A 24,378-nucleotide genomic window follows, 5' to 3' on the forward strand; every position below is an offset into this window, starting at 1 on the left:
ACCCGTGATTGTATCGTCCGGGTGCACCCGCGGCGCGTCGCGCCGTTCTCCGCTCAGGCGGACCTGGTCTCGCGTGAACCGCCTTCCAGCAGCGCGCGCGCCTGAGTTTCGTACTGCGCGAGGTCTTCGAGTGTTGCGTTCAGATCTTCCAGTTGACGTTCGAGCACGTCGCGATGGCGCGCCACCGTGGCAAGGAAGGCCTGCAATTGCGGCACGGTGTCGGTCGGCGACTCGTAGACGTCGAGCAGATCGCGGATCTCCGACAGCGTGAAGCCGAGCCGTTTGCCGCGCAGCGTGAGCTTCAGGCGGGTTCGATCGCGGCCCGAATAGACGCGCCGCAAGCCGCTCGATCCCTCACGGCTGGGCGAGAGTAAACCCTGGTCTTCGTAGAAGCGGATCGCCCGCGGCGTGACGTCGAATTCCCGCGCGAGCTCGGTGATCGTGTATTGCGTGTTCATCGGGGCATCCCGTAGCCGGGCAGAAAATCGGATTGAACGATAGAATCGACGTTTACGTTATCGTCAACTTGATCGAAACGCAACTACGGCGCAATACGGCACCGGCATGTCCCGGCCGGGCCGCAACCACGCCGTCCGGCATCGCACACCTCGCCATGCCGGATGGCCGACGGAGGAAGACAACCACAATGAATGCACTCGAACATCAACTCGACTACCCGTTCAACGACACCTTGCCCGAAGCGGGCCAGACGATGGAAGTCGCGCCCGGCGTGTTCTGGCTGCGCATGCCGCTGCCGTTTGCACTCGACCACATCAATCTGTGGCTGCTACGCGATGAGATCGATGGCCAGCAAGGCTGGACGGTAGTCGACTGCGGTATTACGTCGGACACGATCAAGGAGAACTGGGAGAAAGTGTTCGACTCGGTGCTCGACGGCCTGCCGGTGCTGCGCGTGATCGTCACGCATTGCCACCCGGATCACATCGGCCTCGCGCACTGGATCTGCAGCGGCGGCGACAAGAAGCGCTGGAATGTGCGTTTGTGGATGACGCTCGGCGAATACATGCAGGCCCGCGTAATGGCGGCCGGCGACGGTTCGAATGCGGGCGGCGAGGGCGCGGCGCGCCACTTCGCGCGTCACGGCTTGAACGACGAGACTTCGCTCGAGAAGCTGCGCAATCGCACGAGCTACTACTCGAGCCTCGTGCCGGCGATTCCCGGGCAGTACCGCCGTCTGCGCGAAGCCGATGGCGTGAAGATCGGTGGCAAAACGTGGCGCGTGGTAACGGGCTTCGGCCATTCGCCGGAACACTGCGCGTTGCATTGCGAAGAGACGGGCACGCTGATCTCCGGCGACATGGTGCTGCCACGTATTTCGACCAACGTCTCGGTGTTCGACATGGAGCCCGAAAGCACGCCGCTCGCGCTGTATCTGGAATCGCTCGGCCGCTACGAGACGATGCCTGAAGACACGCTCGTGCTGCCGTCGCATGGCAAGCCGTTTCGCGGTGTGCGTACGCGTATCAAGCAACTGCGCGAGCATCATGACGCGCGTCTGGCTGAAGTGCGCGAGGCCTGTGCGGAGAAACCGCAGAGCGCCGCGGATATCGTGCCGCTGATGTTCAAGCGCCAACTCGACATCCATCAGATGACGTTCGCGATGGGCGAGGCGTTGGCGCACTTGCATCTGCTGTGGCTGGCCGGCGAGTTGAAGCGCACGCAGGATGCGGATGGGGTGATCCGGTTTTCGGCGTGATCGCGTCGACAGGTTGATAAGTCGATAAAAAAAGCCCGGTTGCGAAAAGCAAACCGGGCTTTTTTTTAAAGCGGCGTGGCGGAAGCTTACTGCACCGCTACCGTCCCAAAGTTCTGCCGTCCGAACGGACTCACGTGATAGCCGCTCACGTTCGTACGCGTGATGGCCGCTGCGGTCGGATAACCCAGCGGAATCCACAGTGCCTGATCGTGGATGATCTGCTGCGCCTGTTCATACGCTTTCGCGCGTTTGGCCTGATCGGGCGTGGTCTTGCCGTCGGCGATCAGTTTGTCCAGATCCTGATCGCAGAAGCGCGCGAAATTGATCCCCGACTTCACCGCATTGCAACTGAAGAGCGGTGACAGATAGTTGTCCGGATCGCCGTTATCGCCGGCCCAGCCCATGAACAGCGTGTCATGCTGGCCTTGTTTGGCCTGCTTGATCAGCTCGCCCCATTCGATCACCTTCACATCCGCCTTCACGCCGATCTTGGCGAAGTCGGCTTGCAGCAGTTCGGCGCCGGCCTTCGGATTTGGGTTCAGCACGCTGCCGTTCGGACGCACCCAGATCGTCGTTTCGAAGCCGTTCGGATAGCCCGCGTCCGCGAGCAGTTTCTTCGCCTTTGCCGGATCGTACGGCCATGCCTTCACGCCCTTGTCGTAGCTCCACGTGTTAGGCGGATAAGGATTGACGGCCGGCGTTGCGGTGTTGTCGAAGATTGCCTTCAGATAGGTGGTACGGTCGAACGCCATGTTCAGGGCGGCGCGCACCTTCTGGTTGTCGAGCGGCTTCTTCTGCGTATTCAGCGCGACGAACGCGGTCATGAAGGCCGGCGTCTGCACGATGGCGAGCGACTTATCCTCCTTCGCTTCGGCGAGATCCTGCGGCTTCGGCGACAGCGCGATCTGGCATTCGCCGGCCTTCACCTTTTGCGCGCGCACCGTGGCGTCCGGCGTGATCGCGTAGATCAGACGGTCGATCTTCGGTTTCGCGCCCCAGTACGTCGGGTTCACGTCGTAGCGGATCACCGCGTCTTTCGTGTAGCTCTTCAATTCGAACGGACCGGTGCCGATCGGCTTCGAATTCAGGTCGACCTGTTTGCCGGCCTTGAGCAACTGGTCGGCGTATTCAGCCGAATAGATCGAAGCGAAACCCATCGTCAGGATCGAAACGAAGGTTGCGTCCGGTGCGTTCAGTTCGAACTTGACGGTGTTGTCGTCGACCTTGCTGATCGACTTGATGAGCTTCGGCAAGCCCATCGATTGCGCGTGCGGGAAGCCGCTCGCGCCCGCCACTTTGTGCCACGGATTGCTGTCGTTGAGCATCCGGTCGAACGTGAAGACGACGTCGTCGGCATTCAGCGCGCGGGTTGGCTTGAAGTAGTCGGTGGTCTGGAACTGCACGTTCGGGCGCAGATGGAACGTGTAGGTGAGGCCGTCGGCGCTCACGTCCCATTTGTCAGCCAGCGCGGGTACCACCTTCTTCGCGGCCTCGTCGTACGAGACCAGCGAATTGAAGATCACGTCGGCCGACGCATTGGTCGTCACCAGCGAATTGAACTGCACGACATCGAAGCCGTCGGGGCTCGACTCGGTACAGACGGTCAGCGGTTTGGCGAGCACGAGCGCGGGCGCCGTGAACAGTACGGCGGCTGCGAGCAGTTTGAAGCGCATAGGATCTCCCATAACAAGCGCAGTCAGGCAGTGCGTCTGGTTGTGTGGTTATGTTCCGTTGACGGGTGGCGACCGGTCTGGCCGTCGTCTTTATTGTGATACGTTTCCGGCGCTGGCGCATGGTTTGGCTGCTGCGCTACATGCACGTCCTCGCCTTCGCGAAAGCTTATCGAAGGGTGGTTGCGGCGACAACAATTTAATCCGCATATCCATATGGGCTGAGGGTGTTGCCGCTCATGACGCAGCCGCCCGCTGCAACAGGTAACCGATGCCTTCAATGGCGCGCACGCCGTACCACGATACCAACTCCCCATCGATCAACTCAATGCGCTTGCCGGCCAGACGCGGGTCACGCTTCAGCGCGTCGCAATGCGCTTGTGTGAAGCGATAGGGCTCGCTGGAGAGGAGTATGCGATCGACGCCGGCAAGCCACGGCACGTGGCCGAAGTCGAGCACGGGATAACGCGCTGCGCCGGCCGTGCCACCTTCCACGTCGGGCAGCGTCTGCCAGTTCACGAGCCTCAGCATCGCGGCGATATAGGTATCGCGCGCCACCGTCATCCATGGTTCGCGCCAGATCAGATACAACACGTTTTGCTTGGGAAACACCTGCGCCGCGGCCTCGTGCAGGCGTATTTCGAGCGCCTCGCTCAAGCGCTGCGCTTCTTGTTCGCGGTCGAAGATTGCGCCCAGCAACGCGTACAGCGAGAGATTGTCCTGCGGCGTCTGCGGATGGGTGACGACGATGTGCGGCACGAACGCACGCAATTGCTCGACGGTGTCGCGCTCGTTTTCGTCGATATTGACGATCAGATGGGTGGGCCACAATGCACGAATTGCGTCGACATTCACGGCCTTGGTGCCGCCGACCTTGCGCACCTGCCGCACTTTGTCGTGTGGATGCACGCAAAAACCGGTGCGTCCGACGATTTGCCTGTCGAGCCCCAGAGCGAACAGCAATTCGGTGATGCTCGGCACCAGCGAGACGATGCGGGTATTGGCACCCCGCGTACCGACGCCCCCCATTTCGTGCGCGACGCCGGCTGCATCGACCGCACGAGGCTGCATGACTTACTCGGTGGCGGCGCGCGGTTTGCGCGGCGCGCGTTCGAAGGCGCGGTCGTAGAGCCAGCGCGGCAGCACGTGCAGAAGCATCGCCACGATGCGCATCTGCCACGGGAACACGGCAAACGCGGTTTGACGCTCGACCGCCCCGGCAACCTTCACCGCGAAGCGGTCGGCGTCCATCAGGAACGGCATGGTGTACGGATTGTGCTCGGTCATCGGCGTGCGGATATACCCGGGGGCGATCGTGACCACGCCGACGCCGAGCGGGCGCATTTCGACGCGCAACGCTTCCAGATACTTGAGCGCAGCCGACTTCGACGCGCTGTACGCGCCTGACCCCGGCAAGCCCCGCACACTGGCGACGCTGGCGATCCCGACCAGCGTGCCTTTCTTCGCCGCGACCATCGCGGCGGCGAACGGCTCGAAGGTGGCGACCATGCCGAAATAGTTGATATCCATCACTTCGCGGAACGTGCGCAGATCGCCGTGCCCGGTGACCGCTCCGCGGCTGATGCCGGCATTGGCAATCACGACGTCCGGCAATCCGTGCTGCGCGATGAACTGCGCAGCCGCTTCGGCGAGCGCCTCGGCGTCGCGGACGTCGACGGAATAGGTGGAGATGGAATTCTGCGGATGGGACTGCTGGAAGGCGGCGAGCGCGTCGCCGCGGCGGGCAACCAGGCCGAGAATCGCGCCGCGCCGCGCATATTCGGCGGCAAGCGCGAGGCCGATGCCACTCGAGGCGCCGGTAATGAAGACCTTCAGGGGGGAGCTCATTCCGGCGTCTCGGCTTTACATCTTCTTGGCGCGGATCTGCTGCACCAGGTAGTCGAGTACCTGGGTCGTACCCGGCAGGCTGTTGGTCGCAGCCGGACCGGTTTCATACTTGCCCTGCACGGCCAGCGTCGGCACGCCGTCGATCTTGTAGTCCTCCATCAACTTCTTGTCTTTTTGCAGCGCGCTTTGCGTCGAGAACGAGTTGTACGCGTCCATGTACTTCTTCGGATCGACGCCGTTCTTCGCGAGGAACTTGGCCTGGTCTTCCGGCGTCAGCAGGTAGTTCTTGTTGACGTGGATTTCATTGAAGACCTTCGGCGTGAGTTGCGTAGCGAGGCCGAGTGCGTCGAGCGCGTGGTACATCTTCGAGTGCGGAATGAAGTCGTCGCGGAAGGCAACCGGCACGCGCTTGAACACCACGTCCGGACCTTGCTTCTTCACCCATGCTTCGAGGAACGGGTTGAATTCGTTGCAGTGCGGGCAGCCGTACCAGAAGAATTCGGTGACTTCGATCTTGCCGGCCGGCACATCCGTAGGTTGCGGCGTGGACAGCACGGTGTAGTCCTTGCCGGAAACCGGCGCGGCCGGCGATGCATGCGCCGTGGCGGCAACCAGGCCCAGCGAGAGGAACAGAATGCTCAGCAGTTTTTTCATGTTGTGTTGACCCAAGTAGGCGGTAAAGCGGTGGCGCCACGCAAATGCCCGTCACCGTTTTCAATATCGGCGTTGGACGCTCTAGTCGTCCGTTGTGTTTGCCGGTTGTGCTTGTGACCCGCACCGCACGCCAATAGTTCGGCGGCGGCGCGTTCCGGCAAATCACCGTTTGTTTATTGTTTGCTTATTGCTTCGTAAAGCGGATCACGGCTGTATCCACGCCCGCGTCGGACAGACGCTGACGGCTCGAATTCATGTCCTCGAACTTCGAGAACGGGCCGATACGCACACGGTAGTACGTCACGCCGCCCGCATCGCGCTGCGTGACCTTCGATTCGAAGCCCTGGAAGGCGAGACGCGCACGCTGCTGCTCGGCGTCGGCCGAGGTCTTGTAGGCGCCCACTTGCAGGAAATAGCCCGTGTTCGCGTCACCCGCTGTCGGCGCCGCGCCCGAACCCGGCTTGGCGTTGGCAGCCGTGGTGGGCGACGTACCCTTCGGCGCGGAGCCTGCCGCGGTGGCGGTCGGTGCGCTTGCGCCTTGCGGCTTTTTCACCGGTCCGCTGGCCGTGCCGTTGCCGTTATCCTGCGCGGGCTTCGGTGCGACTGCCGTGCCGTTCGCATTTCCGTTCGAAGGCGGCACTTCGACGATCTGCGGTTCTTCCAGCATGCCCGACTGCGTTTGCGCGTTGGTCTGGCCCGGCGCGGTGTTCGGCGGCGCCGGTTGCGCGGCTTGCGGCACCGGCTGACCCGGCGTCTTGCCTTGCAGCGGACGGTTCGGGTCGTATTGCTGCGCCTGGCTCGCGCCGGTGTCGGGCGCCGCGGGCGGCGCGACCTTCGAGACGAACGGCGTAGGCGCACGGGTGATATACAGCGCCACCACTACCGCGATCGCGAGACCGACGATCAGGCCCAGCACGATGCCGAGAAAAGTCCCCCCGGTTTGTTTCGATTGCGATTGCTTTGTTGTGCGGCGTGGTTTTGCCATCGTATGAATCACCTGCAAAAAGAATCCTGGAACGGCCGTCGATTATAACGACGGCCGCATGCATGTTGCGCCGGAGGACTTACATCTTGACGGGAGCGGAGACGCCGATCGTCGCGAGACCGTTGGCCAGCACCTGACGTGTGGCCGCAAGCAGCGCGACGCGTGCGTTGCGCTCGGCAGCGTCGTCGACCAGCACGCGTTCGGCTCTGTCATTGTAGAACGAGTGGAATTCCCCGGCGAGGTCGCGCAGATAGAACGCGACCGCGTGCGGCGCGAGTTCGCCGGCGGCGTGCTCCAGCATGTCCGGGAACTCGGCGAGCTTGTTCAGCAGGGCCATGGCGCGTTCGCTGGTGAGCGGCGACACGTCCACCGTGGCCAGCGTGCTTTCGTCCGTGCTGTAGCGCGCCTTGCATTCCGCGATGACCGAGCAGATCCGGGCATGCGCATACTGCACGTAGTGCACCGGATTTTCGTCGTTTTGTTTCAAGGCCAGGTCGATGTCGAACACAAATTCCGTATCCGCCTTGCGCGAAATCAGGAAGAAGCGCACGGCGTCGCGGCCGCGGCGAATCGTCTCTTCGTCGATCAGGTCGACGGCGGCTTCCGAGCCCGGCGTCGCGCCGCCCGACCATTCGATCAGATCCCGCACCGTCACATAGCTGCCGGCGCGCTTGGAAATCTTCACCTCTTCGCCGTTGCGCATCACCGTGACCATCTTGTGCAGGATGTAGTCGGGATAGCCCTTCGGAATGCCGATGCCGAGACCTTGCAGGCCGGCGCGCACGCGCGCGATCGTGCCGTGGTGGTCCGAGCCCTGAATGTTGATGACCTTGGTGAAGCCGCGTTCCCACTTGGCGACGTGGTAGGCGACGTCCGGCACGAAGTACGTGTAGGTGCCGTCGGTCTTGCGCATCACGCGGTCTTTGTCGTCACCGTCGTCGGTGGTGCGCAGCCACAGCGCGCCTTCCTGTTCGTAGGTTTTGCCGGCGGCGATCAGCGCCGCGACGGTCTTCTCGACCCGGCCTTCCTTGTACAGCGACGACTCGAGGTAGTACTCGTCGAACTTGACGCCGAAGGCCTGCAAGTCCATGTCCTGCTCGCGGCGCAGGTAGGCGACCGCGAAGCGGCGGATCGCTTCGAGGTCGTCGACGTCGGCCGTGCCCGTGACGGGTTCGCCGTCGCTCGCGGCAACCGTGACACCGTTCAGATAGTCTTTGGCGATGTCGGCGATGTACTCGCCGTTGTACGCCGAGGCCGGCCAGCCTTGGTCGCCAGGGGCGAGGCCGCGGGCGCGTGCCTGGGTCGACAGGGCGAGCGTCTGGATCTGCACGCCGGCGTCGTTGTAATAGAACTCGCGGTGCACGTCCCAGCCTTGCGAGGCCAGCACGTTCGAGAGCGCGTCGCCGAGCGCGGCCTGGCGGCCGTGGCCGACGTGCAGCGGGCCGGTCGGGTTGGCCGAGACGAATTCGATCAGCACATGCTTGCCGGCTTCGCGCTGCGAACGGCCAAAGGCGTCCTTTTCGGCGAACACGGCGGCGATGACCGCCTGCTTGGCGGCGGCCGCGAGGCGCAGGTTGATGAAGCCGGGGCCGGCTACTTCGGCGGCTTCCACGAGACCCTTGGCTCGCGGCTGGGCAAGCAGCGCGTCGACGATCTGTTGCGCCAGCTGGCGCGGGTTGGCGCGCAGCGGCTTGGCGAGTTGCATCGCCACGTTGCAGGCGACGTCGCCGTGCGCGGCGACCTTGGGACGCTCCAGCGTGATCGTGGGCGACACGAAGGCGGCTTCGCTCGCGCCTTGGGTTGCGTCAGCAACCTGCTTCACCGTGTCGGCGAGCAGTGTTTCGAGGGTATGTTTATGTGCAGGCAGCATGCTTGTTGCGAGTCCAGTGAGGCAATCCGGTGATGCGGAAGAAGCGGCGGCCGCGCGAGGCGCAGCCGATTCGTCAGAAGCGTGGAAAGCGGCAATGCACCGGCCGGGGCGCGCCGGGCACTTCGGGGCGTCATCAGGCACGTGGCGTGCAACGCGTCTAGCGCGGTGCGCGGCGCGAGACCAGGACGCTTGCTGCAGCGGCCCGGTGCGGCAGCAGGCGGGGTTGCGGCCAACCGGCCCAGCCACGCCACCTTCACTATGCCGCGCGCGGCGCATTGCGGCGCGCTTTTCCGTCCAGACGGATTTTAGCAGGTGCTAATATGTTCAATGAGATGCCCACCAAGGGCCGTGGCCGCCGTGCCCGATCGGCGTGCCAACGTAACGCGCGCCGACGGCCGGCTTACAAGCCGTTCGCGCGTCAATCCAACATAACGAAAAAGGGAACAGTCATGCTGATTACTTTCAAATGTCGCGCCGCGCCGGACGTGATGATGCTGGAAAATCTCGCTCAATACCTGGTCGGCATCGTCGGCAAGCGCCTGGGTGAGCGTGGTGTCATCACCCACGACGAACTGAGCGTCGCGATCACGAAACTTGAATCGGCGATCAGCGTCGACAAACAGGAACGTGCCGAGCACGACGGCCATTTTCACGAAGGCGAAGACGGCCACGAGCATCATGAGATCCCGCCGGGACTCGCCCAGCGCGCGTATCCGTTTCTCGACATGCTGCGCGCCGCGCAGAAGGAAAACGCGGATATCGTCTGGGGTCTCTGATCCCGCGGCGGTCCGCCGGTGGAGGCGTTCGCCGCGTCTCGCGGTGCTGGTCGTGACGTGTCAATGAAAAGAGCCCGCATTCGCGGGCTCTTTGTCTTTCACGGGTCTTGACGGCCCGTCTGCCGAACCTGCTTACTGGCTGGCGGCGTCCGCCGGAGCGGCCATCGGTGCCGACGCACCCTTCTTGGCTTTCTGCTTCTTGGGCTTCTTGACGTGCTTCTCAGTGGGCGGCGAATACGAACTGACCGCGCTGGAGCCGGCCGGAGCGGCGGACTGGGCCAGCGCCACCGAGGCGCTTGCGGCGAGCGAAACAGCAGTCAATAACAGCGTCAGCTTCTTCATACGATTTTCTCCGTTGACGATTGCAATTTGATAAGCCGACGCGTTTTGGCCGCGTCTGGCGGGGTGATGCCGTTTCAGTCTACAAAGCCGAAAATTGCACTGCCGCAAATATTCAGCCTAGCGCGCCCGATATAGTAGGTTTCCCGCCCCGCATGGCTTACAGCAAAGGCGCCAAGGCTCGCTCAGCGTCTGTTTTCGACAACGACATGCGTTTTGCGTAGTCTTCCAACTGGTCCTGGCCGATCTTGCCGACCGAGAAATAGGTGCTGTCCGGGTGCGCCAGGTAGAAGCCGGAAACGCTGGCCGCCGGCAGCATGGCCAGAGACTCGGTCACGCTCATGCCGATTTCAGTGGCTTGCAGCACGTCGAACATGTCGCGTTTCACGAGGTGGTCCGGGCAGGCCGGATAGCCCGGCGCCGGGCGGATACCGTGGTACTTTTCAGCGATCAGGTCTTCGTTGGAGAGGGTTTCGGCGTTCGCGTAGCCCCACAGGTCGCGCCGCACGCGGGCATGCAGTCCTTCAGCGAAGGCTTCAGCGAAGCGGTCGGCGAGCGCCTTCAGCATGATCGCGCTGTAGTCGTCGAGATCCTTTTCGAACTGCTTTTCCTTCACGTCGACGCCCAGACCCGCCGTGACCGCAAACATGCCGATGTAGTCGGCCACGCCCGAATCCTTCGGCGCGATGAAGTCGGCGAGCGACCGGTTCGGCCGCATCACGCCATCCACCACCGGCCGCACGCTTTGCTGGCGCAGGTTGCGCCACGTGAGCGCCACTTCGGAGCGCGATTCGTCCGTATAGATCTCGATGTCGTCGTCGTTCACCGTGTTGGCCGGCAGCAGCGCGATCACGCCGTTGGCCTGCAGCCAGCGGCCCTGGATCAGGCGCGCGAGCATCGACTTGCCGTCCGAGAACACGCGGCGGGCCGATTCACCGACGATCTCGTCATTCAGGATCGCCGGGTACGGGCCGGCCAGGTCCCAGGTCTGGAAGAACGGACCCCAGTCGATGTAGTTCGCCAGCTCGTTCAGATCGTAGTTCTTGAACACGCGGCGGCCGATGAACTTCGGCTTGACCGGCTGGTAGCCGGCCCAATCGACCTTGGTCTTGTTCGCGCGGGCTTCGGCGAGCGTGACCATGGGCAGGGCTTTCTTGTTGGCGTGCTGATCGCGGATGCGGTCGTAGTCGGCCTTGAGGTCGTCGACGTACTTCGCTGCGCCTTCATCGGACAGCAGGCTCGACGCCACGGAGACCGAGCGCGACGCGTCCGGCACGTACACCACCGGGCCTTCGTAATGCGGTGCGATCTTGACTGCGGTGTGCACGCGCGAGGTGGTTGCGCCGCCGATCAGGAGCGGGATCTTCTTTACGCGGAAGTAGTCGTCGCGCTGCATTTCCGAAGCGACGTAGGCCATCTCTTCGAGGCTAGGCGTAATCAGACCGGACAAGCCGATGATGTCTGCGCCTTCGACTTTCGCTTTGGCGAGAATGTCGTTGCACGACACCATCACGCCCATGTTGACCACTTCGAAGTTATTGCACTGAAGCACCACCGAGACGATGTTCTTGCCGATGTCGTGCACGTCGCCCTTGACGGTGGCGATGACGATCTTGCCCTTCGCGCGCACGTCGGCGCCGGCTTCGGCCATCAGCTTCTTTTCTTCTTCGATGTACGGGATCAGATGCGCGACCGCCTGCTTCATCACGCGCGCCGACTTCACGACCTGCGGCAGGAACATCTTGCCCTGACCGAACAGGTCGCCGACGATGTTCATGCCGTCCATCAGCGGGCCTTCGATCACGTTGATCGGCCGGCCGCCGGCTGCGGCGATCTTCGCGCGGACTTCCTCGGTATCTTCGACGATGAAGTTGGTGATGCCGTGCACCAGCGCATGCGACAGACGCTTCTCGACGGGCTGGTTGCGCCACTCGAGGTTCTCTTCCTTTTTCGCGGCGCCGGTCTTGAACTTGTCGGCGATTTCCAGCAGACGATCGGTGCCGTCTTCACGGCGGTTCAGCACGACGTCTTCAACACGCTCGCGCAACTCCGGATCGAGATCGGCATACACGCCGAGCTGACCCGCGTTGACGATGCCCATGTCCATCCCCGCCTGAATCGCGTGATAGAGGAACACGGTGTGGATCGCCTCGCGCACCGGATCGTTGCCGCGGAACGAGAACGACACGTTCGACACGCCGCCGCTGATCTTCGCGTACGGCAGGTTTTCCTTGATCCAGCGCGTCGCGTTGATGAAGTCGACCGCGTAGTTGTTGTGCTCTTCGATGCCGGTTGCAATCGCGAAGATGTTCGGATCGAAGATGATGTCTTCCGGCGGGAAGCCGACTTCGTTCACGAGAAAATCGTATGAGCGCTTGCAGATCTGCGTCTTGCGTTCGAAGGTATCGGCCTGGCCTTGCTCGTCGAAGGCCATCACGACCGCGGCCGCGCCATAGCGGCGAATCAGGTTCGCGTGATGACGGAACGCTTCTTCGCCTTCCTTCAGCGAGATCGAATTGACGATTGCCTTGCCTTGCACGCACTTCAGGCCCGCTTCGATCACGTCCCACTTCGACGAGTCGATCATGATCGGCACGCGCGCAATGTCCGGTTCCGATGCGATCAGATTCATGAAGCGGACCATCGCCGCTTTCGAATCGAGCATGGCTTCGTCCATGTTGACGTCGATGATCTGCGCGCCGTTTTCGACCTGCTGCCGCGCGACCGCGATCGCGTCGTCGAACTGGTCGTTCAGGATCATTCGCGCGAACGCCTTCGAACCGGTCACGTTGGTGCGTTCACCGACGTTGATGAAGAGCGTCCCGGACGTGACGTTGAACGGCTCGAGGCCGGAAAGGCGCATGGTGTGATCGGTCATGGCGTAGGTGCGGTTCGGTTGCGTGCGGTTACGTACGATTACGGGCGTCGGGTTCGATAGCGGAAGTGCGGCGGGTCAGGAGCGAGCCGCCGGACTCATGCAGCGTCGCGGTATTGTGTCGGCCATTGGCGTGGCTTCACTTCGGCCAGCGCCTTGGCAATCGCCGCAATATGCTCCGGCGTCGTGCCGCAACAGCCGCCGGCGATATTCACGAGGCCGGCCTGCGCGAACTCCTTCAGCAATCCCGACGTATCCGCCGGCAATTCGTCAAAGCCCGTGTCGCTCATCGGATTCGGCAAACCCGCGTTCGGATAGCACGACACATAGGTGTCGCACAGCTTGGCCAGTTCGGCGATGTACGGGCGCATCAGCGCCGCGCCCAGCGCGCAGTTCAAACCAAAGGTGAGCGGCTTGGCGTGACGCAGCGAGTTCCAGAAGGCCTCGACGGTTTGTCCCGAGAGAATCCGGCCCGATGCATCAGTGACGGTGCCCGAAATCATGATCGGCAGGCGCTCGCCGGTGTCTTCGAACAGCTCGTCCAGCGCGAACAGCGCAGCCTTGGCATTGAGCGTGTCGAAGATCGTTTCGACGAGGAACAGGTCGCAGCCGCCGTCGAGCAAGGCCTTCGCCTGCTCGTAGTACGCCGCGCGCAGTTCGTCGAACGTCACGTTGCGTGCGCCCGGATCGTTCACGTCAGGGGAAATGCTTGCTGTTTTCGGCGTCGGTCCGATCGCGCCGGCGACGAAGCGCGGCTTGTCGGGCGTCGAGTATTTGTCGCAGGCGGCGCGCGCCAGCTTCGCCGATTCGAGATTCATCTCGATGGCGAGGTCTTCCATTCCGTAGTCGGCTTGCGCAACCGTGGTCGCACCGAACGTGTTGGTTTCGATGATATCCGCGCCCGCCGCGAGGTACTGCTCGTGAATCTCGCCGATGATCTGCGGCTGCGTGATCGACAGCAACTCGTTGTTGCCCTTGATGTCGCGCCCGTAGTCCTTGAAGCGCTCGCCACGATAGCGGGCTTCGTCGAGCTTGTAGCGCTGGATCATCGTGCCCATTGCGCCATCCAGAATCAGGATGCGTGACTTGAGCAGCGCGGGCAGCGCCGTGCCGCGTGTGTAGGCGGCGTCGGGACGGACTGGCGTGGCGGATTGAGCAGGCTGGTTCATGGCGGACGAGGGCTTGCGCCGGCTTTTTCGGGAAACCTGTCATTGTAGCCGCTGTGGGGCGGTCCCGCCGGACGCGCGCCCGACAGGCGGATGCGCGTGCCGCCGCAACGGTGGCCGGGGCTGTGGCCGCAGCGGAAACAAACAGCGGAAATGACAGTGGAAACTGCAGTGGAAACAAAACGGCCCAGTCAGGTGAAAGCCTGCTGGGCCGTGTTACTTCTGCTGACCGCCTTATAAAGGCCGCCGGCTAAGCCGGTCGGCGCGGTCGATATATGTCGCCAAATCGTTACGTTAAACCCTTCAGTTAGTGAAGAATCACGGGTTGATGCATCAGGCTGTCGAATTGCCCGAGGAATTCGTCTACCTCATCCAGCGAAGGTTCCTCTTCGATCAGCTTTTGCACATGCTCGCGGAAACGCGCTGCCATTGCACCGTCAATGTAGATTTCGCGTTGCATGTTCTTGTCGACGATCTCGTAGCCGCCTGATTTCATGGCCAGCGGGCCTTCCTGCGGCGGAAACTCGACGACACAATAGTTGGGGCTGTTATAGATCATTTGCATGGCGACACTCCTTATTTCCGTTGGCTCCTGGCCATTCCTGCGCCATAGGTGGAGCTTGTGGTGTGGAATTCAAGGGGTGGGTCCGGATTGACGCTTGTACAGTTCCGAACCTACCGGTTAGACCGGCTTTCCAAGAAACGTTTCAAGCAGTGCAGCAAAACGGTGAGATTGCTCGATGGGCGCGAGATGAGCGGCCTCGAGTAGTTCGAACTGGGCGCCTTGGATGGCGTCTGCTATTGCCTGCGTAGCAGCAGGTGGCGTGCCCGTGTCGTGGCGGCCTCCCACGGCCAACGTCGGGCAACGAATTGTTCCCAGCTTACCGCGTAGATCGAAATCGCGCAGGGCTTCGCACGCCATGGCGTAGCCTTCTGGCAACGTATGGTTCAGCACGTCGCGAATCTGCTCGACTGCTTCGGGATGCGCTGCCTGGAAATCGGGCGTCAGCCAGCGGCTCAATGTCGCGGGCACTAGGGACGCCATGCCGTCCGTGCGGGCCGCCGTCGCGCGTTGATCCCATAGCGCGCGGCCTTCGGGCGGCGTACCGCTCGTGGTGTCGGCGACGGTCAGCGTGTCGACGCGCGACGGGTGGTTCAGCGCGAATTGCTGCGCGATCATGCCGCCCATCGACATGCCGACAAGATGCGTGGTGGGTGCGCCGAGCGCATCGAGCAGCGCGGCGAGATCGCGGGACAGATCGGCGATGCTGAACGGTTCGCTCGATACCGCGGTCTTGCCGTGGCCGCGCAGGTCGTAGCGCAGCACGGTGTACTCGTCGCGGAAATAGCCGGCGAGTTGGTCCCAAACAGACAGATCGCCGCCGAGCTGATGAATGAACGTCAGCCACGGGCCGCCGCCCTCATTGCTCAGGACATAGCGCGTCTCGATACCGTTGATTTTCACTTGCATGCGGGCTCCTTGAAGGGGGACGCAGTGGAAAGAGCCGTTTACGCGCTTCTCCCGCCTTCACTATACCTACGTGGCGGCCGCGCGAACGGTTGCAGTTCATCGTGCGAGTGAGTCGCGTCGCGGAAGTTTCAGCGATCTGTTCGAGACCCTGCTCGGGTTCAGGGTTTTTCGGGCGCGTTACCGGGCCCGGTCGAATCGACCGAGGGGCTGGTTTCGGGCGCCATTGCGGGTGGGTTGGCGGGTGATTGGTTTGCCGAATTGTCAGGCGAAGTATTGCCGGTGCTATCGGTGCCGCTAGTGCCGACAGTGCCACTCGTGCCTTCAACGCTGTTGACCGGACTGCCGACGCCGTCCGCATTGAGCTTGCCGCGCCACACCAGTTCGAATTGCGTGCCATTTGGCTCGGTCTGCATGATTCGCGCGGGCAGCCAGCCAAGCGACGGCGCGAGCCAAACGTCGATGCGGCGCAGATCGCCGTCATGGCGAGGCAAGCGTTTGAAGTGGCGCGTCTCGAGGTAGCCCTGTGCGGTGCGGATGGTTTCGTCGCCGATCGTCTCGACTGGCCAGTTCTCGCCGCTGTTGTTATCGATCACGAAGAATTGCCGCGTCACGCCCGGCTTATAGGCGGCCGGGTCGCCGCGCACGAGGCTGGCGAGTTGCATCACCATGCTGAAACGGTCTTGCGCGCCGTCGGGCAGCGGCAGCGTGGCCGGGGTACGCGTGAAGGCGATCTTTTTGTCGGTGCGATTGAAGATCGCCACGTCCTCCGGACGACGGCCGCGCTTTTCGATGTACTGATCCGGTGCAAGTCCGAATGCGTCGATGCGGCCATGGCTCGAATACACGAACGTGCCGACGAACGGCAACGGCACGGAGACGACCATTTCGTAGCTCTGTGCGTTGCTGGTCCAGTGGATGGTGCCGGGCTGGTTGCGCACGCCGTTGTAGAACGTGTCGTACTGCAGTTCCCCGGACGGCGGAACGGAGAATTTCACGCCCGCGGCCGCTTGAGGCGCACTCGCAGCGGCGGGGGCGCTGGCCGTGCCGGCGGCGGTTGCGCCCGCATTGGCGTTGGCATCGGGGTGACTCGCCGCAGTCGATGCGCTCGCCGCTGCATCCGATGCGGCCGTGGCCGCGGGTGCCTGTTTTGCCGGTTGCGTCGCCGTCAACACGTGTTCACGCGGCTTGCTCGCGACGGCCTTGTGCGCCGGAGCCGGCGTTGCCGCCTGCTGCGCGTCGGCAGCGGGTTTGCGTTCGATACGCTCGGGTGTCAGCAGTGCGACCTGCACGGGGACATGTTCGTTGTCTGATGGATTCAGCGTCGCGCGGTTGCGCTCGACCCATTGCGCCGCAATCCAGTGCAGGACGGCCACTGCCAGCAGAACCGCAAGCCATCGCCCCACCCGCAAACCGGCGCGCGGCCCGACGGGCGGCGTGCGATCAGAGCGGCGTGTGGCAGAAGGCGAGGACATGGGCGAATCGTCAGCGTGGCGCCGCACTATACCCGAGCTCATACGACAGCTTTTGCGCACATTCGCGCAGCGCCGTATCGATCTCGCCGCCCCAGCGGATATCGAACGCGCCTTCGTGACCGAGCGCGATCAGGCCCAGCGCAAGATCGCCGGTCGAGTCGAAGACCGGCATGCAGAACGCGTGGATGGTGGGCAGCAACATGCCTTCCACACGTGCTGCTTCGTGCTGCCGCACCTCCGCCAGCACCCGCTCGACCTCATCCCGCGTGCGCGGCCCGCCCATGTGCGATGAGCGGCGCGAATCGGCCAGTTCGCGCTCCAGCATCGCGGCGGTCTTGCCCGACGGCAGATAGGCGGCAAACAGCAGGCCGGTGGCGGAACTGAGCAGCGGCATCACGTCGCCGAGCTTGAGCGACGCCTTGGCCGGATGACTCGATTCCATCCAGTGGACCATCGTCGGCCCCTGATTGCCCCACACCGCGATGCCCACCGTCAGATCGAGCCGGTCGCGCAGCTCGGCGAGCGCAATGCGCGCGAGCTTCACGCCGTCGACGCGGGCAAGCCGCGCGAGCCCCAATTGCAACGCGAAGCCGCCCAGTTCGTAGCGGCCCGACAGCGGATCCTGCGCCACCACGCCAAGGCGCAGGAAGCTCACCAGATAGCGGTGCGCTTTCGCCGGGCTCATACCGGCGCGCTGTGCCAGATCGCGCAGCATCATCGCGCGCGGTTCGTGGGTCAGCACCTCGAGCAATCTGAAGCCGACCTCGATCGACTGGATGCCGGAGCGCAGCTTTTCCTCGCCGGTCTCGACGCTTTCGTCGTCGGGTTCGGGCGCGTCGAGTGGTTCCGGCGGTTCAGCGGAGTCGGTGTCGGTATGGATCGCGCCGGAGCGGGCAATTGGAGGCATGAGCGAGGCGCATCGAGCGCGTTCAAAGACAGTGGGAGAGGCGTTCGGCGCAACGGTGCTTGGGCCGCGCCGATTCACCATCGTAGAATAGATTCCCTCTATCGTCACTAACGGTTCACTTCCCTATGAAACTTGCCACGCTGAAGGACGGCACGCGCGACGGTCAACTGATCGTCGTGTCCCGCGACCTGCACACCGCGGCCGTCGCCGACGCGATCGCGCCCACCATGCAGCGCGTGCTCGATGACTGGGCCTTCTACGCGCCGCAATTGCAGGACCTGTACGACGCGCTCAACCAGGGCCGCGCGCGCAACACCTTCCCGTTCGACGCCAAAGAATGCATGGCGCCGCTGCCGCGAGCGTTTCAGTGGGCCGACGGTTCGTCGTACGTGAATCATGTGGAGCTGGTGCGCCGCGCGCGTGGCGCGGAAATGCCGCCGGAATTCTGGACCGATCCGCTGATGTACCAGGGCGGCAGCGACGACTTTATCGGCCCGAAAGACGACGTGCTGTGCGCCACTGAAGAGTTCGGCATCGACTTCGAAGCGGAAGTCGCCGTGATCACCACCGACGTGCCGATGGGCGCCACCCCCGACCAGGCGCTCAGGAGCGTACGTCTGGTGACGCTCGTCAATGATGTCTCGCTGCGCAATCTGATCCCCGCCGAACTCGCGAAGGGCTTCGGTTTTTTCCAGAGCAAGCCGGCCACGTCGTTCGCGCCGGTCGCGGTGACGCCCGATGAACTCGGCGAGAGCTGGCGCGAAGGGCGCCTGCATCGCCCGATGATCGTCCACTGGAACAACAAGAAGGTCGGCCAGCCCGATGCCGGCACCGACATGGTGTTCCACTTCGGCCAACTGATCTCGCACGCGGCGAAAACGCGTAACCTGCGCGCCGGCGCGATTGTCGGCTCGGGCACGGTGTCGAACAAGGACGCGAAGCGCGGCTATTGCTGTATCGCTGAGAAGCGTTGCCTCGAGACCATCGAGCACGGCGCGCCGCAAACCGAGTTCATGAAGTTCGGCGATACCGTGAAGATCGAGATGTTCGACGAAGCGGGCAAGTCGATTTTCGGTTCGATCGATCAGGGCATCGCGCCGCTGGATTGATGCGCCGGTTTGGTGCGGACCGCGGCATCAGGACCGCGCCGCACGCGCTTCGTCGCTTACGAAAGGGTTTCGCCCGATGTCGCCGTCACGACGCGCCGCTACACTGACTGGCGCGGCGGCGGCCCCGGGATAGCGGCTGTCCGTTGATCGCGAAACCGACGCAAAACGGCAAGTGCGCAGGACTTAAGCAGGACACAAGCAGCACATCGGCGCGACATCAAAACGAAAAACCGAGGTGAGGAGACGGCATGCGGCGATTTGAAACCATCGAACGAGGAACCCAAGGCGCTCGTACAGCGAGCGTGCGCGCAACAACATCGCGGCGCGGGCTCGCCCGTTTTGCCGCCGCGCTGTGTGCCGCGCTTCCCGCCATCGCCCTCGCGCAGGTGAAGATCGGCCTCGTGCTGTCGCTGACGGGGCCGGCCGCTTCGCTCGGCATTCCCGCGCGCGACACCACCACGCTGCTGCCCAAGCAGATTGGCGGCCAGAGCGTCGAATACATCGTGCTCGACGACGCGTCCGACACCACGCAGGCCGTCCAGGACACCAAGAAACTGATCTCCGAGAATCACGTCGACGCGATCATCGGCTCGTCGATCACGCCGAATTCGCTCGCGATGATCGACGTGGTTGCCGACGGTGAAACACCCATGATCTCGCTGGCCTCGTCGGCGAAAATCATCGAACCCGTGGATGCGAAACGCCACTGGGTATTCAAGACCCCGCAGACCGACGCGATGATGGCCTCGGCGATTGCCGCGCACGCCAGTACGCACGGCGTCAAAACGATCGCGTTCATCGGCCAGGCCGACGCGCTCGGCGAAACCTTCTACACCGAAGTCGCGAAGTTCGCGCAACTGCATCACATCGACGTGGTGGCGAGCGAGCGCTTCAATCGCACCGATCCGAGCGTGACCGGCCAGGTCCTGAAGATTCTCGCGACCCATCCGGACGCGGTGGTGGTCGGCGCGGCCGGAACGCCCGCCGCGCTGCCGCCGAAGACACTCAGGGAGCGCGGCTACAAAGGGCTGATCTATCACAATCATGGCGTCGGCAATAACGACTTCCTGCGGGTGTGCGGTGCCGACTGCAACGGCACGTTCCTGCCCGCGAGCCCGGTGCTGGTCGCCGCGCAATTGCCGGCGGACCATCCGGCCAAACGTCTCGCGCTCGACTACATCGCGCGCTTCGAGGCCCTGCGCGGACCGGGCAGCGTGTCGGCGTTCGGCTCGTACACGTGGGACGCCGGCATGCTGCTCAGCAACGCGGTGCCGATCGCGCTCAAGGTAGCCGCGCCCGGCACGCCGGAATTTCGCGGTGCGTTGCGCGACGCGCTGGAAGCGACACGTGGTCTTTCGGACACCAACGGCGTGGTCAACATGAGCGCCACGGATCACCTCGGTCTCGATCAACGGGCGCGTGTGATGGTCGAAATCAAGAATGCGAAGTGGGTTTATCAACCGCATTGAAATTTCGCTGGGTTTGCGCGGGTCTTGCGCGGAATATGGCGAATGTGCCCTTAGCTTAGGGCGACGGTTTCAACCGACATACCGATAGACGGATTGCTCATCATGTCTCAGGCACCACACAGTAACGACGCGTTTTACGCGCACTACCACTCGCTGCAATTGCACCGCCATCCGCATGGCGTGCTCGAAGTCGTGATGAGCGGCGAGGGCGCGAACAAGAGCGGCCTCGCCACCGCTAATGCGCGGATGCACTTCGAACTCGCCGAAATCTGGCGCGATATCGATCGGGATCCCGACACGCGTGTCGCGATCATTCGCGGCGAGGGCAAGGGCTTTTCAGCCGGTGGCGACCTGCAACTGGTCGAAGACATGGCGACCGATTTCAACGTCCGCGCACGCGTGTGGCGCGAGGCGCGCGACCTGGTCTACAACGTGATCAATTGCAGCAAGCCGATCGTTTCGGCAATGCACGGTCCGGCGGTCGGCGCGGGGCTCGTAGCCGGGCTGCTCGCAGACATCTCGATCGCGACGAAGTCGGCGCGCATTATCGACGGCCATACGCGTTTGGGCGTGGCCGCCGGTGATCATGCGGCTATCGTCTGGCCGCTTCTGTGCGGCATGGCAAAGGCCAAGTATTACCTGCTGCTGTGCGAGCCGGTGAGCGGCGAGGAGGCCGAGCGGATCGGCCTCGTGTCGCTCGCCGTCGACGAAAACGATCTGCGGCCCAAAGCATTCGAAGTCGCGCAGAAACTGGCCAACGGCTCGCAAACGGCGATTCGTTGGACCAAGTACGCGCTGAACAACTGGCTGCGTTCGGCGGGGCCGGCGTTCGATACGTCGCTGGCGCTGGAATTCATGGGCTTCGCCGGGCCGGATGTGCGCGAAGGCGTGAGCTCGCTGCGCGAGCGGCGCGCGCCGGATTTTGGCGGCGCGGACCCGTGGAGTGGGCAGCCGCGGCACACGCCGGGCGGTGGCGCATCGGGCGGTGGGCGCTCCTGAAACCGGAGGTCGGCGCATATTGCGCAAAGCCCCGCCGGTCGGCACCTTGAGGTGCAGCGTGAGCGGGACGAACAGCAGCCCAAACTAAGAGCGGTTCGCAGCGCCACGCGCGGTATGATCGAATCAGACGCGCGCGGGACGGCGCTATTTCCTTCCCTTTATGCAGCGAGGCGACAAGCATGACCGATACATCTGGCACCACGCCGCCCTTTCCCGGCTTTCCTGGTTTTCCGCCCGCTGAAATGCTCGAACGCATGTGGGGCATGATGCGTCTCTCGCCGTTTGGCTCGGCGTTTTCGGGCGCGCAGGCTGGCAGCAGCCTGGGGCCGTCGCTGTCGATGATGTCCGACATGATGGCACCGCTCACCAACGTCGAAGAACTCGATAAGCGCATCACTGACATGCGTGCAGTCGAGCAGTGGCTCAAGCTGAATCTGAACATGCTGCAGTCCGCCATCCAGGCGCTCGAAGTGCAGCGCGCCACGCTTGCAACGCTGCGTGCGTTTGGTGCGTTCGCGCAGTCGTCGATGGGGCAGCCGGCTTCCGCGGCTGCCGCGCCGAGTCCCTCGCCGACCGGCTGGCCGCACCCGGAAGCCTCTTCGGCTTCGGCCAGTGCAAGCCCATCGGCCGCGCCCGAGCCGGCGCCCGAAGAAGGCGAGGCCGACGTGACACCGCCGTTCGACGCCTCCGCCTGGTGGAATCTGCTGCAATCGCAGTTCAATCAGATCGCCCAGTTTGCGATGACGCAACCAGGTGCGACGGCCGCCGCGTCAGACGGCTCGGCAACGGACTCGCCAGAAGGCGCGGCGAGCGCTTCGGCATCGGCAGGCGAAGCGGCTGACGCACCGGAGGGGACCGCAGCCGACGCCGGATCCGCAGCCAAACGGCCGGCAGCGAAACGGGCAGCGACGTCGCCTTCAACGGCCGCGAAGCGCGCAGGCAGTGCGAGCGCCGCACCGCGAGCGACGAAAAAGGCTATTTGACGGCCAGAGTGAAACGGCGGCGGCGCTACCAGTGCGCCGACGGCGCAAAGCCCGGCCGACAGGCGGTGCCCACGAAGTGAATTCGCCGCCTGTCATGGTTTTGACCCCGATCGTCGGCCACACTCCGTGAATCGGGTCGTTTATTGAGAGAAGTCAATCAGGCGCGGGAATTGCGTCTGCTACGGCACGGGAACCGTAAAGTCAGCGTGCTATCATTGTGTAAGCTTCATTTGGCTTTTGGGCGTGCGCTGAAAACAACCAATCCGGCCGCCCATGCGCCATTCGCCGCCGGTACCACCGGCGCAGGGCTGGACGGTGCGGATTCATCGCAGACTGGCTCGACCTCAGGCATAGGGTATCCCTCACCCACGGTTGGCCGCGCAGCGCGTAACTTCTGGTTAATAGCGCCGCGCAAACGCCGGACTTCTTTGCTGCCCGGTGCATCTAGGCGGCCGATTACCGCGTAAAATTGAATGCTTGGCCGATAAACGGTGCACAAAACGGTGCGTTTCGTTCGTCATAAGCAAAAGTGCTACACGTAGTAGTTACAGACACAGACAGTATGCGCAGAACAGGGGTGGGACTATGAACACCATGCTTTATCCGGAACTTTATAAATCGCTCGAATCCGTTCGATGGGACATGGAGAAAGACATTCCCTGGGACAAGTTCGATGCATCGCTATTGACCGACGAGCAGGCAGCGACGATCAAGATGAACGCGATCACCGAATGGTCGGCGTTGCCCGCCACGGAAATGTTTCTGCGTGACAACCATCACGACAGCGATTTCTCCGCATTCATGAGCGTGTGGTTCTTCGAAGAACAGAAGCATTCGCTGGTGCTGATGGAATATCTGCGCCGTTTCAAGCCGGAAATGTGTCCGACCGAAGAAGAACTGCACGCCGTGCGCTTCGAATTCGATCCGGCGCCGCCGCTCGAAACGCTGATGCTGCACTTCTGCGGCGAAATCCGCCTGAACCACTGGTATCGCCGTGCTGCCGAATGGCACACCGAGCCGGTCATCAAGGCCATCTACGAAACCATTTCGCGCGACGAAGCGCGTCATGGCGGCGCGTACCTGCGCTACATGAAGAAAGCGATGGTGCAAACCGGCGACATCGCCCGCGCTGCGTTCGCCAAGATCGGCGTCCTGATGGCATCGGCGCGCCGCACGGAAAAGCCGCTGCATCCGACCAACCTGCACGTGAATCAGGCGCTGTTCCCGCGCGACACGATTCAATCGCGTCTGCCGGATCCGGAATGGCTCGAACGCTGGCTCGACGAGCAGATCCGTTTCGACGACGGCTGGGAAAAGAAAGTGGTCGAGCGGATTCTGCACAACCTGTCGATTCTGTTCGAGCGCACGTTCAACACGGCGCAGGAATTGAACCGTTATCGCAAGGAAGTCGTCCTGCGCTTGCAGGCCGATCAGAAATCGGCTGAACAGCCGGCTTGATGGGTTCAGGTTCGCGGTTTTAAAGTTTCAGGAACGGCCCGGCAGGCGTGAGCTTGCCGGGCCGTTTTGCTTCATGCCGTCCGGCGTGTATCGTGGCGGCACTTCTTTTTTCTTTGCGACTCCGTTATGGCCGCCACTTTTGAACGCAAGATTTTTACGCGCGATGCGCTGGTGAAGCTGCGCGCTTCGATGTCCGCGCCGGTTGTATTTACCAATGGTGTGTTCGACATCCTGCATCGCGGGCATGTGACGTATCTGGCCGACGCCAAAGCGCTCGGCGCTTGCCTGATCGTCGGCGTCAATAGCGATGCTTCCGTGCGCATGCTAGGCAAAGGCGATGACCGGCCGATCAATAACGAGGCTGATCGGATGGCTTTGCTGGCGGCGCTGGAGAGCGTCGATTACGTGGTTTGTTTTGGCGAGAAGACGCCAGTGGAGCTGATTTCTGCGCTGCGGCCGGATGTGCTTGTCAAAGGCGGCGACTACGACATGGATGTTTTGCCGGAGTCGGCCATTGTGCGGGGTTGGGGCGGCAAGGCTTTGGCGATTCCGTTCGAGCATGAGCGCTCGACTACCGCGTTATTGAAGAAGGTTCGCGCGCAAGGGTGAT

22 protein-coding genes are annotated in these 24,378 nt (G+C 63.0%); 8 read left to right on the forward strand and 14 right to left on the reverse strand.

Going from position 1 to position 24,378, the window contains the following annotated elements; all coding sequences use genetic code 11:
* Positions 1 to 53 precede the first annotated feature (53 nt).
* On the reverse strand, positions 54 to 458 hold the full coding sequence (locus M0D64_RS19895; RefSeq protein WP_054035656.1) for a MerR family DNA-binding transcriptional regulator: 405 nt from the start codon (positions 456 to 458) through the stop codon (positions 54 to 56).
* A 188-nt stretch (positions 459 to 646) separates the two neighbouring features.
* Here M0D64_RS19895 and M0D64_RS19900 point away from each other — a divergent pair, with 188 nt between their 5' ends.
* Positions 647 to 1,717: an MBL fold metallo-hydrolase gene (locus M0D64_RS19900; protein ID WP_266258927.1), complete on the forward strand. Its 1,071-nt coding sequence runs from the start codon at positions 647 to 649 to the stop codon at positions 1,715 to 1,717.
* Between the two features lie 86 nt (positions 1,718 to 1,803).
* On the opposite strand, the gene M0D64_RS19905 is transcribed toward M0D64_RS19900, so the two are convergent.
* The 6 genes from M0D64_RS19905 to argS all read right to left on the reverse strand — a co-directional run bounded on the left by M0D64_RS19905 (position 1,804) and on the right by argS (position 8,744).
* Complete coding sequence (locus M0D64_RS19905; protein ID WP_171925124.1) at positions 1,804 to 3,390, reverse strand: ABC transporter substrate-binding protein; 1,587 nt, start codon at positions 3,388 to 3,390, stop codon at positions 1,804 to 1,806.
* A 234-nt stretch (positions 3,391 to 3,624) separates the two neighbouring features.
* Positions 3,625 to 4,458 carry a helical backbone metal receptor gene (locus M0D64_RS19910; RefSeq protein ID WP_266258929.1) on the reverse strand — a complete coding sequence of 278 codons (834 nt, stop codon included), beginning with the start codon at positions 4,456 to 4,458 and terminating at the stop codon, positions 3,625 to 3,627.
* A 3-nt stretch (positions 4,459 to 4,461) separates the two neighbouring features.
* Positions 4,462 to 5,235 (reverse strand): SDR family oxidoreductase, encoded by a 774-nt coding sequence (locus M0D64_RS19915; RefSeq protein WP_171925126.1) that lies wholly within the window; start codon positions 5,233 to 5,235, stop codon positions 4,462 to 4,464.
* Between the two features lie 15 nt (positions 5,236 to 5,250).
* Complete coding sequence (locus tag M0D64_RS19920; RefSeq protein WP_266258930.1) at positions 5,251 to 5,889, reverse strand: thiol:disulfide interchange protein DsbA/DsbL; 639 nt, start codon at positions 5,887 to 5,889, stop codon at positions 5,251 to 5,253.
* Positions 5,890 to 6,073: 184 nt separating this feature from the next.
* Positions 6,074 to 6,892, reverse strand: a complete 819-nt coding sequence (locus M0D64_RS19925) for an SPOR domain-containing protein (protein WP_266258931.1) — start codon at positions 6,890 to 6,892, stop codon at positions 6,074 to 6,076.
* Positions 6,893 to 6,953: 61 nt separating this feature from the next.
* Positions 6,954 to 8,744 (reverse strand): arginine--tRNA ligase, encoded by a 1,791-nt coding sequence (gene argS / locus M0D64_RS19930; protein ID WP_266258932.1) that lies wholly within the window; start codon positions 8,742 to 8,744, stop codon positions 6,954 to 6,956.
* A gap of 449 nt (positions 8,745 to 9,193) precedes the next feature.
* On the opposite strand from argS, the gene M0D64_RS19935 reads away from it, so the two are divergent.
* A complete protein-coding gene (locus M0D64_RS19935) occupies positions 9,194 to 9,520 on the forward strand; it encodes a DUF1840 domain-containing protein (RefSeq protein WP_054035663.1) in 327 nt (108 codons plus the stop codon).
* 132 nt (positions 9,521 to 9,652) lie between these two features.
* On the opposite strand, the gene M0D64_RS19940 is transcribed toward M0D64_RS19935, so the two are convergent.
* The 7 genes from M0D64_RS19940 to M0D64_RS19970 form a co-directional block, all read right to left on the reverse strand.
* Complete coding sequence (locus tag M0D64_RS19940) at positions 9,653 to 9,862, reverse strand: acid-shock protein (RefSeq protein ID WP_266258933.1); 210 nt, start codon at positions 9,860 to 9,862, stop codon at positions 9,653 to 9,655.
* 157 nt (positions 9,863 to 10,019) lie between these two features.
* Positions 10,020 to 12,776 carry a methionine synthase gene (gene metH / locus M0D64_RS19945; protein ID WP_266238630.1) on the reverse strand — a complete coding sequence of 919 codons (2,757 nt, stop codon included), beginning with the start codon at positions 12,774 to 12,776 and terminating at the stop codon, positions 10,020 to 10,022.
* A 56-nt stretch (positions 12,777 to 12,832) separates the two neighbouring features.
* Positions 12,833 to 13,903 (reverse strand): homocysteine S-methyltransferase family protein, encoded by a 1,071-nt coding sequence (locus M0D64_RS19950; RefSeq protein WP_175051911.1) that lies wholly within the window; start codon positions 13,901 to 13,903, stop codon positions 12,833 to 12,835.
* Positions 13,904 to 14,207: 304 nt separating this feature from the next.
* Positions 14,208 to 14,465, reverse strand: a complete 258-nt coding sequence (locus tag M0D64_RS19955; RefSeq protein ID WP_007179533.1) for a DUF3567 domain-containing protein — start codon at positions 14,463 to 14,465, stop codon at positions 14,208 to 14,210.
* 117 nt (positions 14,466 to 14,582) lie between these two features.
* Positions 14,583 to 15,371 (reverse strand): 3-oxoadipate enol-lactonase, encoded by a 789-nt coding sequence (pcaD, locus tag M0D64_RS19960; RefSeq protein WP_266258934.1) that lies wholly within the window; start codon positions 15,369 to 15,371, stop codon positions 14,583 to 14,585.
* A gap of 158 nt (positions 15,372 to 15,529) precedes the next feature.
* Positions 15,530 to 16,843, reverse strand: a complete 1,314-nt coding sequence (locus M0D64_RS19965; RefSeq protein ID WP_266258935.1) for a DUF3108 domain-containing protein — start codon at positions 16,841 to 16,843, stop codon at positions 15,530 to 15,532.
* A gap of 10 nt (positions 16,844 to 16,853) precedes the next feature.
* Positions 16,854 to 17,750: an IclR family transcriptional regulator gene (locus M0D64_RS19970; protein WP_266258936.1), complete on the reverse strand. Its 897-nt coding sequence runs from the start codon at positions 17,748 to 17,750 to the stop codon at positions 16,854 to 16,856.
* Positions 17,751 to 17,875: 125 nt separating this feature from the next.
* On the opposite strand from M0D64_RS19970, the gene M0D64_RS19975 reads away from it, so the two are divergent.
* The 6 genes from M0D64_RS19975 (at position 17,876) to rfaE2 (ending at position 24,377) form a co-directional block, all read left to right on the forward strand.
* The gene (locus M0D64_RS19975; protein ID WP_266258937.1) at positions 17,876 to 18,859 is read left to right on the forward strand and encodes a fumarylacetoacetate hydrolase family protein; all 984 of its coding nucleotides are present in this window, start codon (positions 17,876 to 17,878) and stop codon (positions 18,857 to 18,859) included.
* Positions 18,860 to 19,107: 248 nt separating this feature from the next.
* Positions 19,108 to 20,328 (forward strand): ABC transporter substrate-binding protein, encoded by a 1,221-nt coding sequence (locus M0D64_RS19980; RefSeq protein WP_266258938.1) that lies wholly within the window; start codon positions 19,108 to 19,110, stop codon positions 20,326 to 20,328.
* A gap of 102 nt (positions 20,329 to 20,430) precedes the next feature.
* Positions 20,431 to 21,327: an enoyl-CoA hydratase/isomerase family protein gene (locus tag M0D64_RS19985; protein ID WP_154564138.1), complete on the forward strand. Its 897-nt coding sequence runs from the start codon at positions 20,431 to 20,433 to the stop codon at positions 21,325 to 21,327.
* Between the two features lie 179 nt (positions 21,328 to 21,506).
* Positions 21,507 to 22,310 carry a PhaM family polyhydroxyalkanoate granule multifunctional regulatory protein gene (locus M0D64_RS19990; protein WP_266258939.1) on the forward strand — a complete coding sequence of 268 codons (804 nt, stop codon included), beginning with the start codon at positions 21,507 to 21,509 and terminating at the stop codon, positions 22,308 to 22,310.
* Between the two features lie 585 nt (positions 22,311 to 22,895).
* Positions 22,896 to 23,768 (forward strand): ferritin, encoded by an 873-nt coding sequence (locus tag M0D64_RS19995; protein WP_054035670.1) that lies wholly within the window; start codon positions 22,896 to 22,898, stop codon positions 23,766 to 23,768.
* Between the two features lie 126 nt (positions 23,769 to 23,894).
* Positions 23,895 to 24,377: a D-glycero-beta-D-manno-heptose 1-phosphate adenylyltransferase gene (rfaE2, locus tag M0D64_RS20000; RefSeq protein WP_054035671.1), complete on the forward strand. Its 483-nt coding sequence runs from the start codon at positions 23,895 to 23,897 to the stop codon at positions 24,375 to 24,377.
* Position 24,378: the final 1 nt, after the last annotated feature.

This window comes from Paraburkholderia sp. WS6 (genome assembly GCF_030464835.1).
Taxonomy (GTDB): Bacteria; Pseudomonadota; Gammaproteobacteria; order Burkholderiales; family Burkholderiaceae; genus Paraburkholderia; species Paraburkholderia madseniana.

What these genes read in the sequence shown, in the direction of transcription:
- M0D64_RS19935 (WP_054035663.1), top strand. Translation starts at nt 9,194, where the DNA reads ATGCTGATTACTTTCAAATGTCGCGCCGCGCCGGACGTGATGATGCTG.
- M0D64_RS19965 (WP_266258935.1), bottom strand. Translation starts at nt 16,843, where the DNA reads ATGTCCTCGCCTTCTGCCACACGCCGCTCTGATCGCACGCCGCCCGTC.
- M0D64_RS19940 (WP_266258933.1), bottom strand. Translation starts at nt 9,862, where the DNA reads ATGAAGAAGCTGACGCTGTTATTGACTGCTGTTTCGCTCGCCGCAAGC.
- M0D64_RS19900 (WP_266258927.1), top strand. Translation starts at nt 647, where the DNA reads ATGAATGCACTCGAACATCAACTCGACTACCCGTTCAACGACACCTTG.
- M0D64_RS19895 (WP_054035656.1), bottom strand. Translation starts at nt 458, where the DNA reads ATGAACACGCAATACACGATCACCGAGCTCGCGCGGGAATTCGACGTC.
- M0D64_RS19995 (WP_054035670.1), top strand. Translation starts at nt 22,896, where the DNA reads ATGAACACCATGCTTTATCCGGAACTTTATAAATCGCTCGAATCCGTT.
- M0D64_RS19910 (WP_266258929.1), bottom strand. Translation starts at nt 4,458, where the DNA reads ATGCAGCCTCGTGCGGTCGATGCAGCCGGCGTCGCGCACGAAATGGGG.
- M0D64_RS19985 (WP_154564138.1), top strand. Translation starts at nt 20,431, where the DNA reads ATGTCTCAGGCACCACACAGTAACGACGCGTTTTACGCGCACTACCAC.
- M0D64_RS19980 (WP_266258938.1), top strand. Translation starts at nt 19,108, where the DNA reads ATGCGGCGATTTGAAACCATCGAACGAGGAACCCAAGGCGCTCGTACA.
- M0D64_RS19990 (WP_266258939.1), top strand. Translation starts at nt 21,507, where the DNA reads ATGACCGATACATCTGGCACCACGCCGCCCTTTCCCGGCTTTCCTGGT.
- M0D64_RS19970 (WP_266258936.1), bottom strand. Translation starts at nt 17,750, where the DNA reads ATGCCTCCAATTGCCCGCTCCGGCGCGATCCATACCGACACCGACTCC.
- M0D64_RS19955 (WP_007179533.1), bottom strand. Translation starts at nt 14,465, where the DNA reads ATGCAAATGATCTATAACAGCCCCAACTATTGTGTCGTCGAGTTTCCG.
- M0D64_RS19920 (WP_266258930.1), bottom strand. Translation starts at nt 5,889, where the DNA reads ATGAAAAAACTGCTGAGCATTCTGTTCCTCTCGCTGGGCCTGGTTGCC.
- M0D64_RS19905 (WP_171925124.1), bottom strand. Translation starts at nt 3,390, where the DNA reads ATGCGCTTCAAACTGCTCGCAGCCGCCGTACTGTTCACGGCGCCCGCG.
- M0D64_RS19915 (WP_171925126.1), bottom strand. Translation starts at nt 5,235, where the DNA reads ATGAGCTCCCCCCTGAAGGTCTTCATTACCGGCGCCTCGAGTGGCATC.
- rfaE2 (WP_054035671.1), top strand. Translation starts at nt 23,895, where the DNA reads ATGGCCGCCACTTTTGAACGCAAGATTTTTACGCGCGATGCGCTGGTG.
- pcaD (WP_266258934.1), bottom strand. Translation starts at nt 15,371, where the DNA reads ATGCAAGTGAAAATCAACGGTATCGAGACGCGCTATGTCCTGAGCAAT.
- M0D64_RS19975 (WP_266258937.1), top strand. Translation starts at nt 17,876, where the DNA reads ATGAAACTTGCCACGCTGAAGGACGGCACGCGCGACGGTCAACTGATC.
- argS (WP_266258932.1), bottom strand. Translation starts at nt 8,744, where the DNA reads ATGCTGCCTGCACATAAACATACCCTCGAAACACTGCTCGCCGACACG.
- M0D64_RS19950 (WP_175051911.1), bottom strand. Translation starts at nt 13,903, where the DNA reads ATGAACCAGCCTGCTCAATCCGCCACGCCAGTCCGTCCCGACGCCGCC.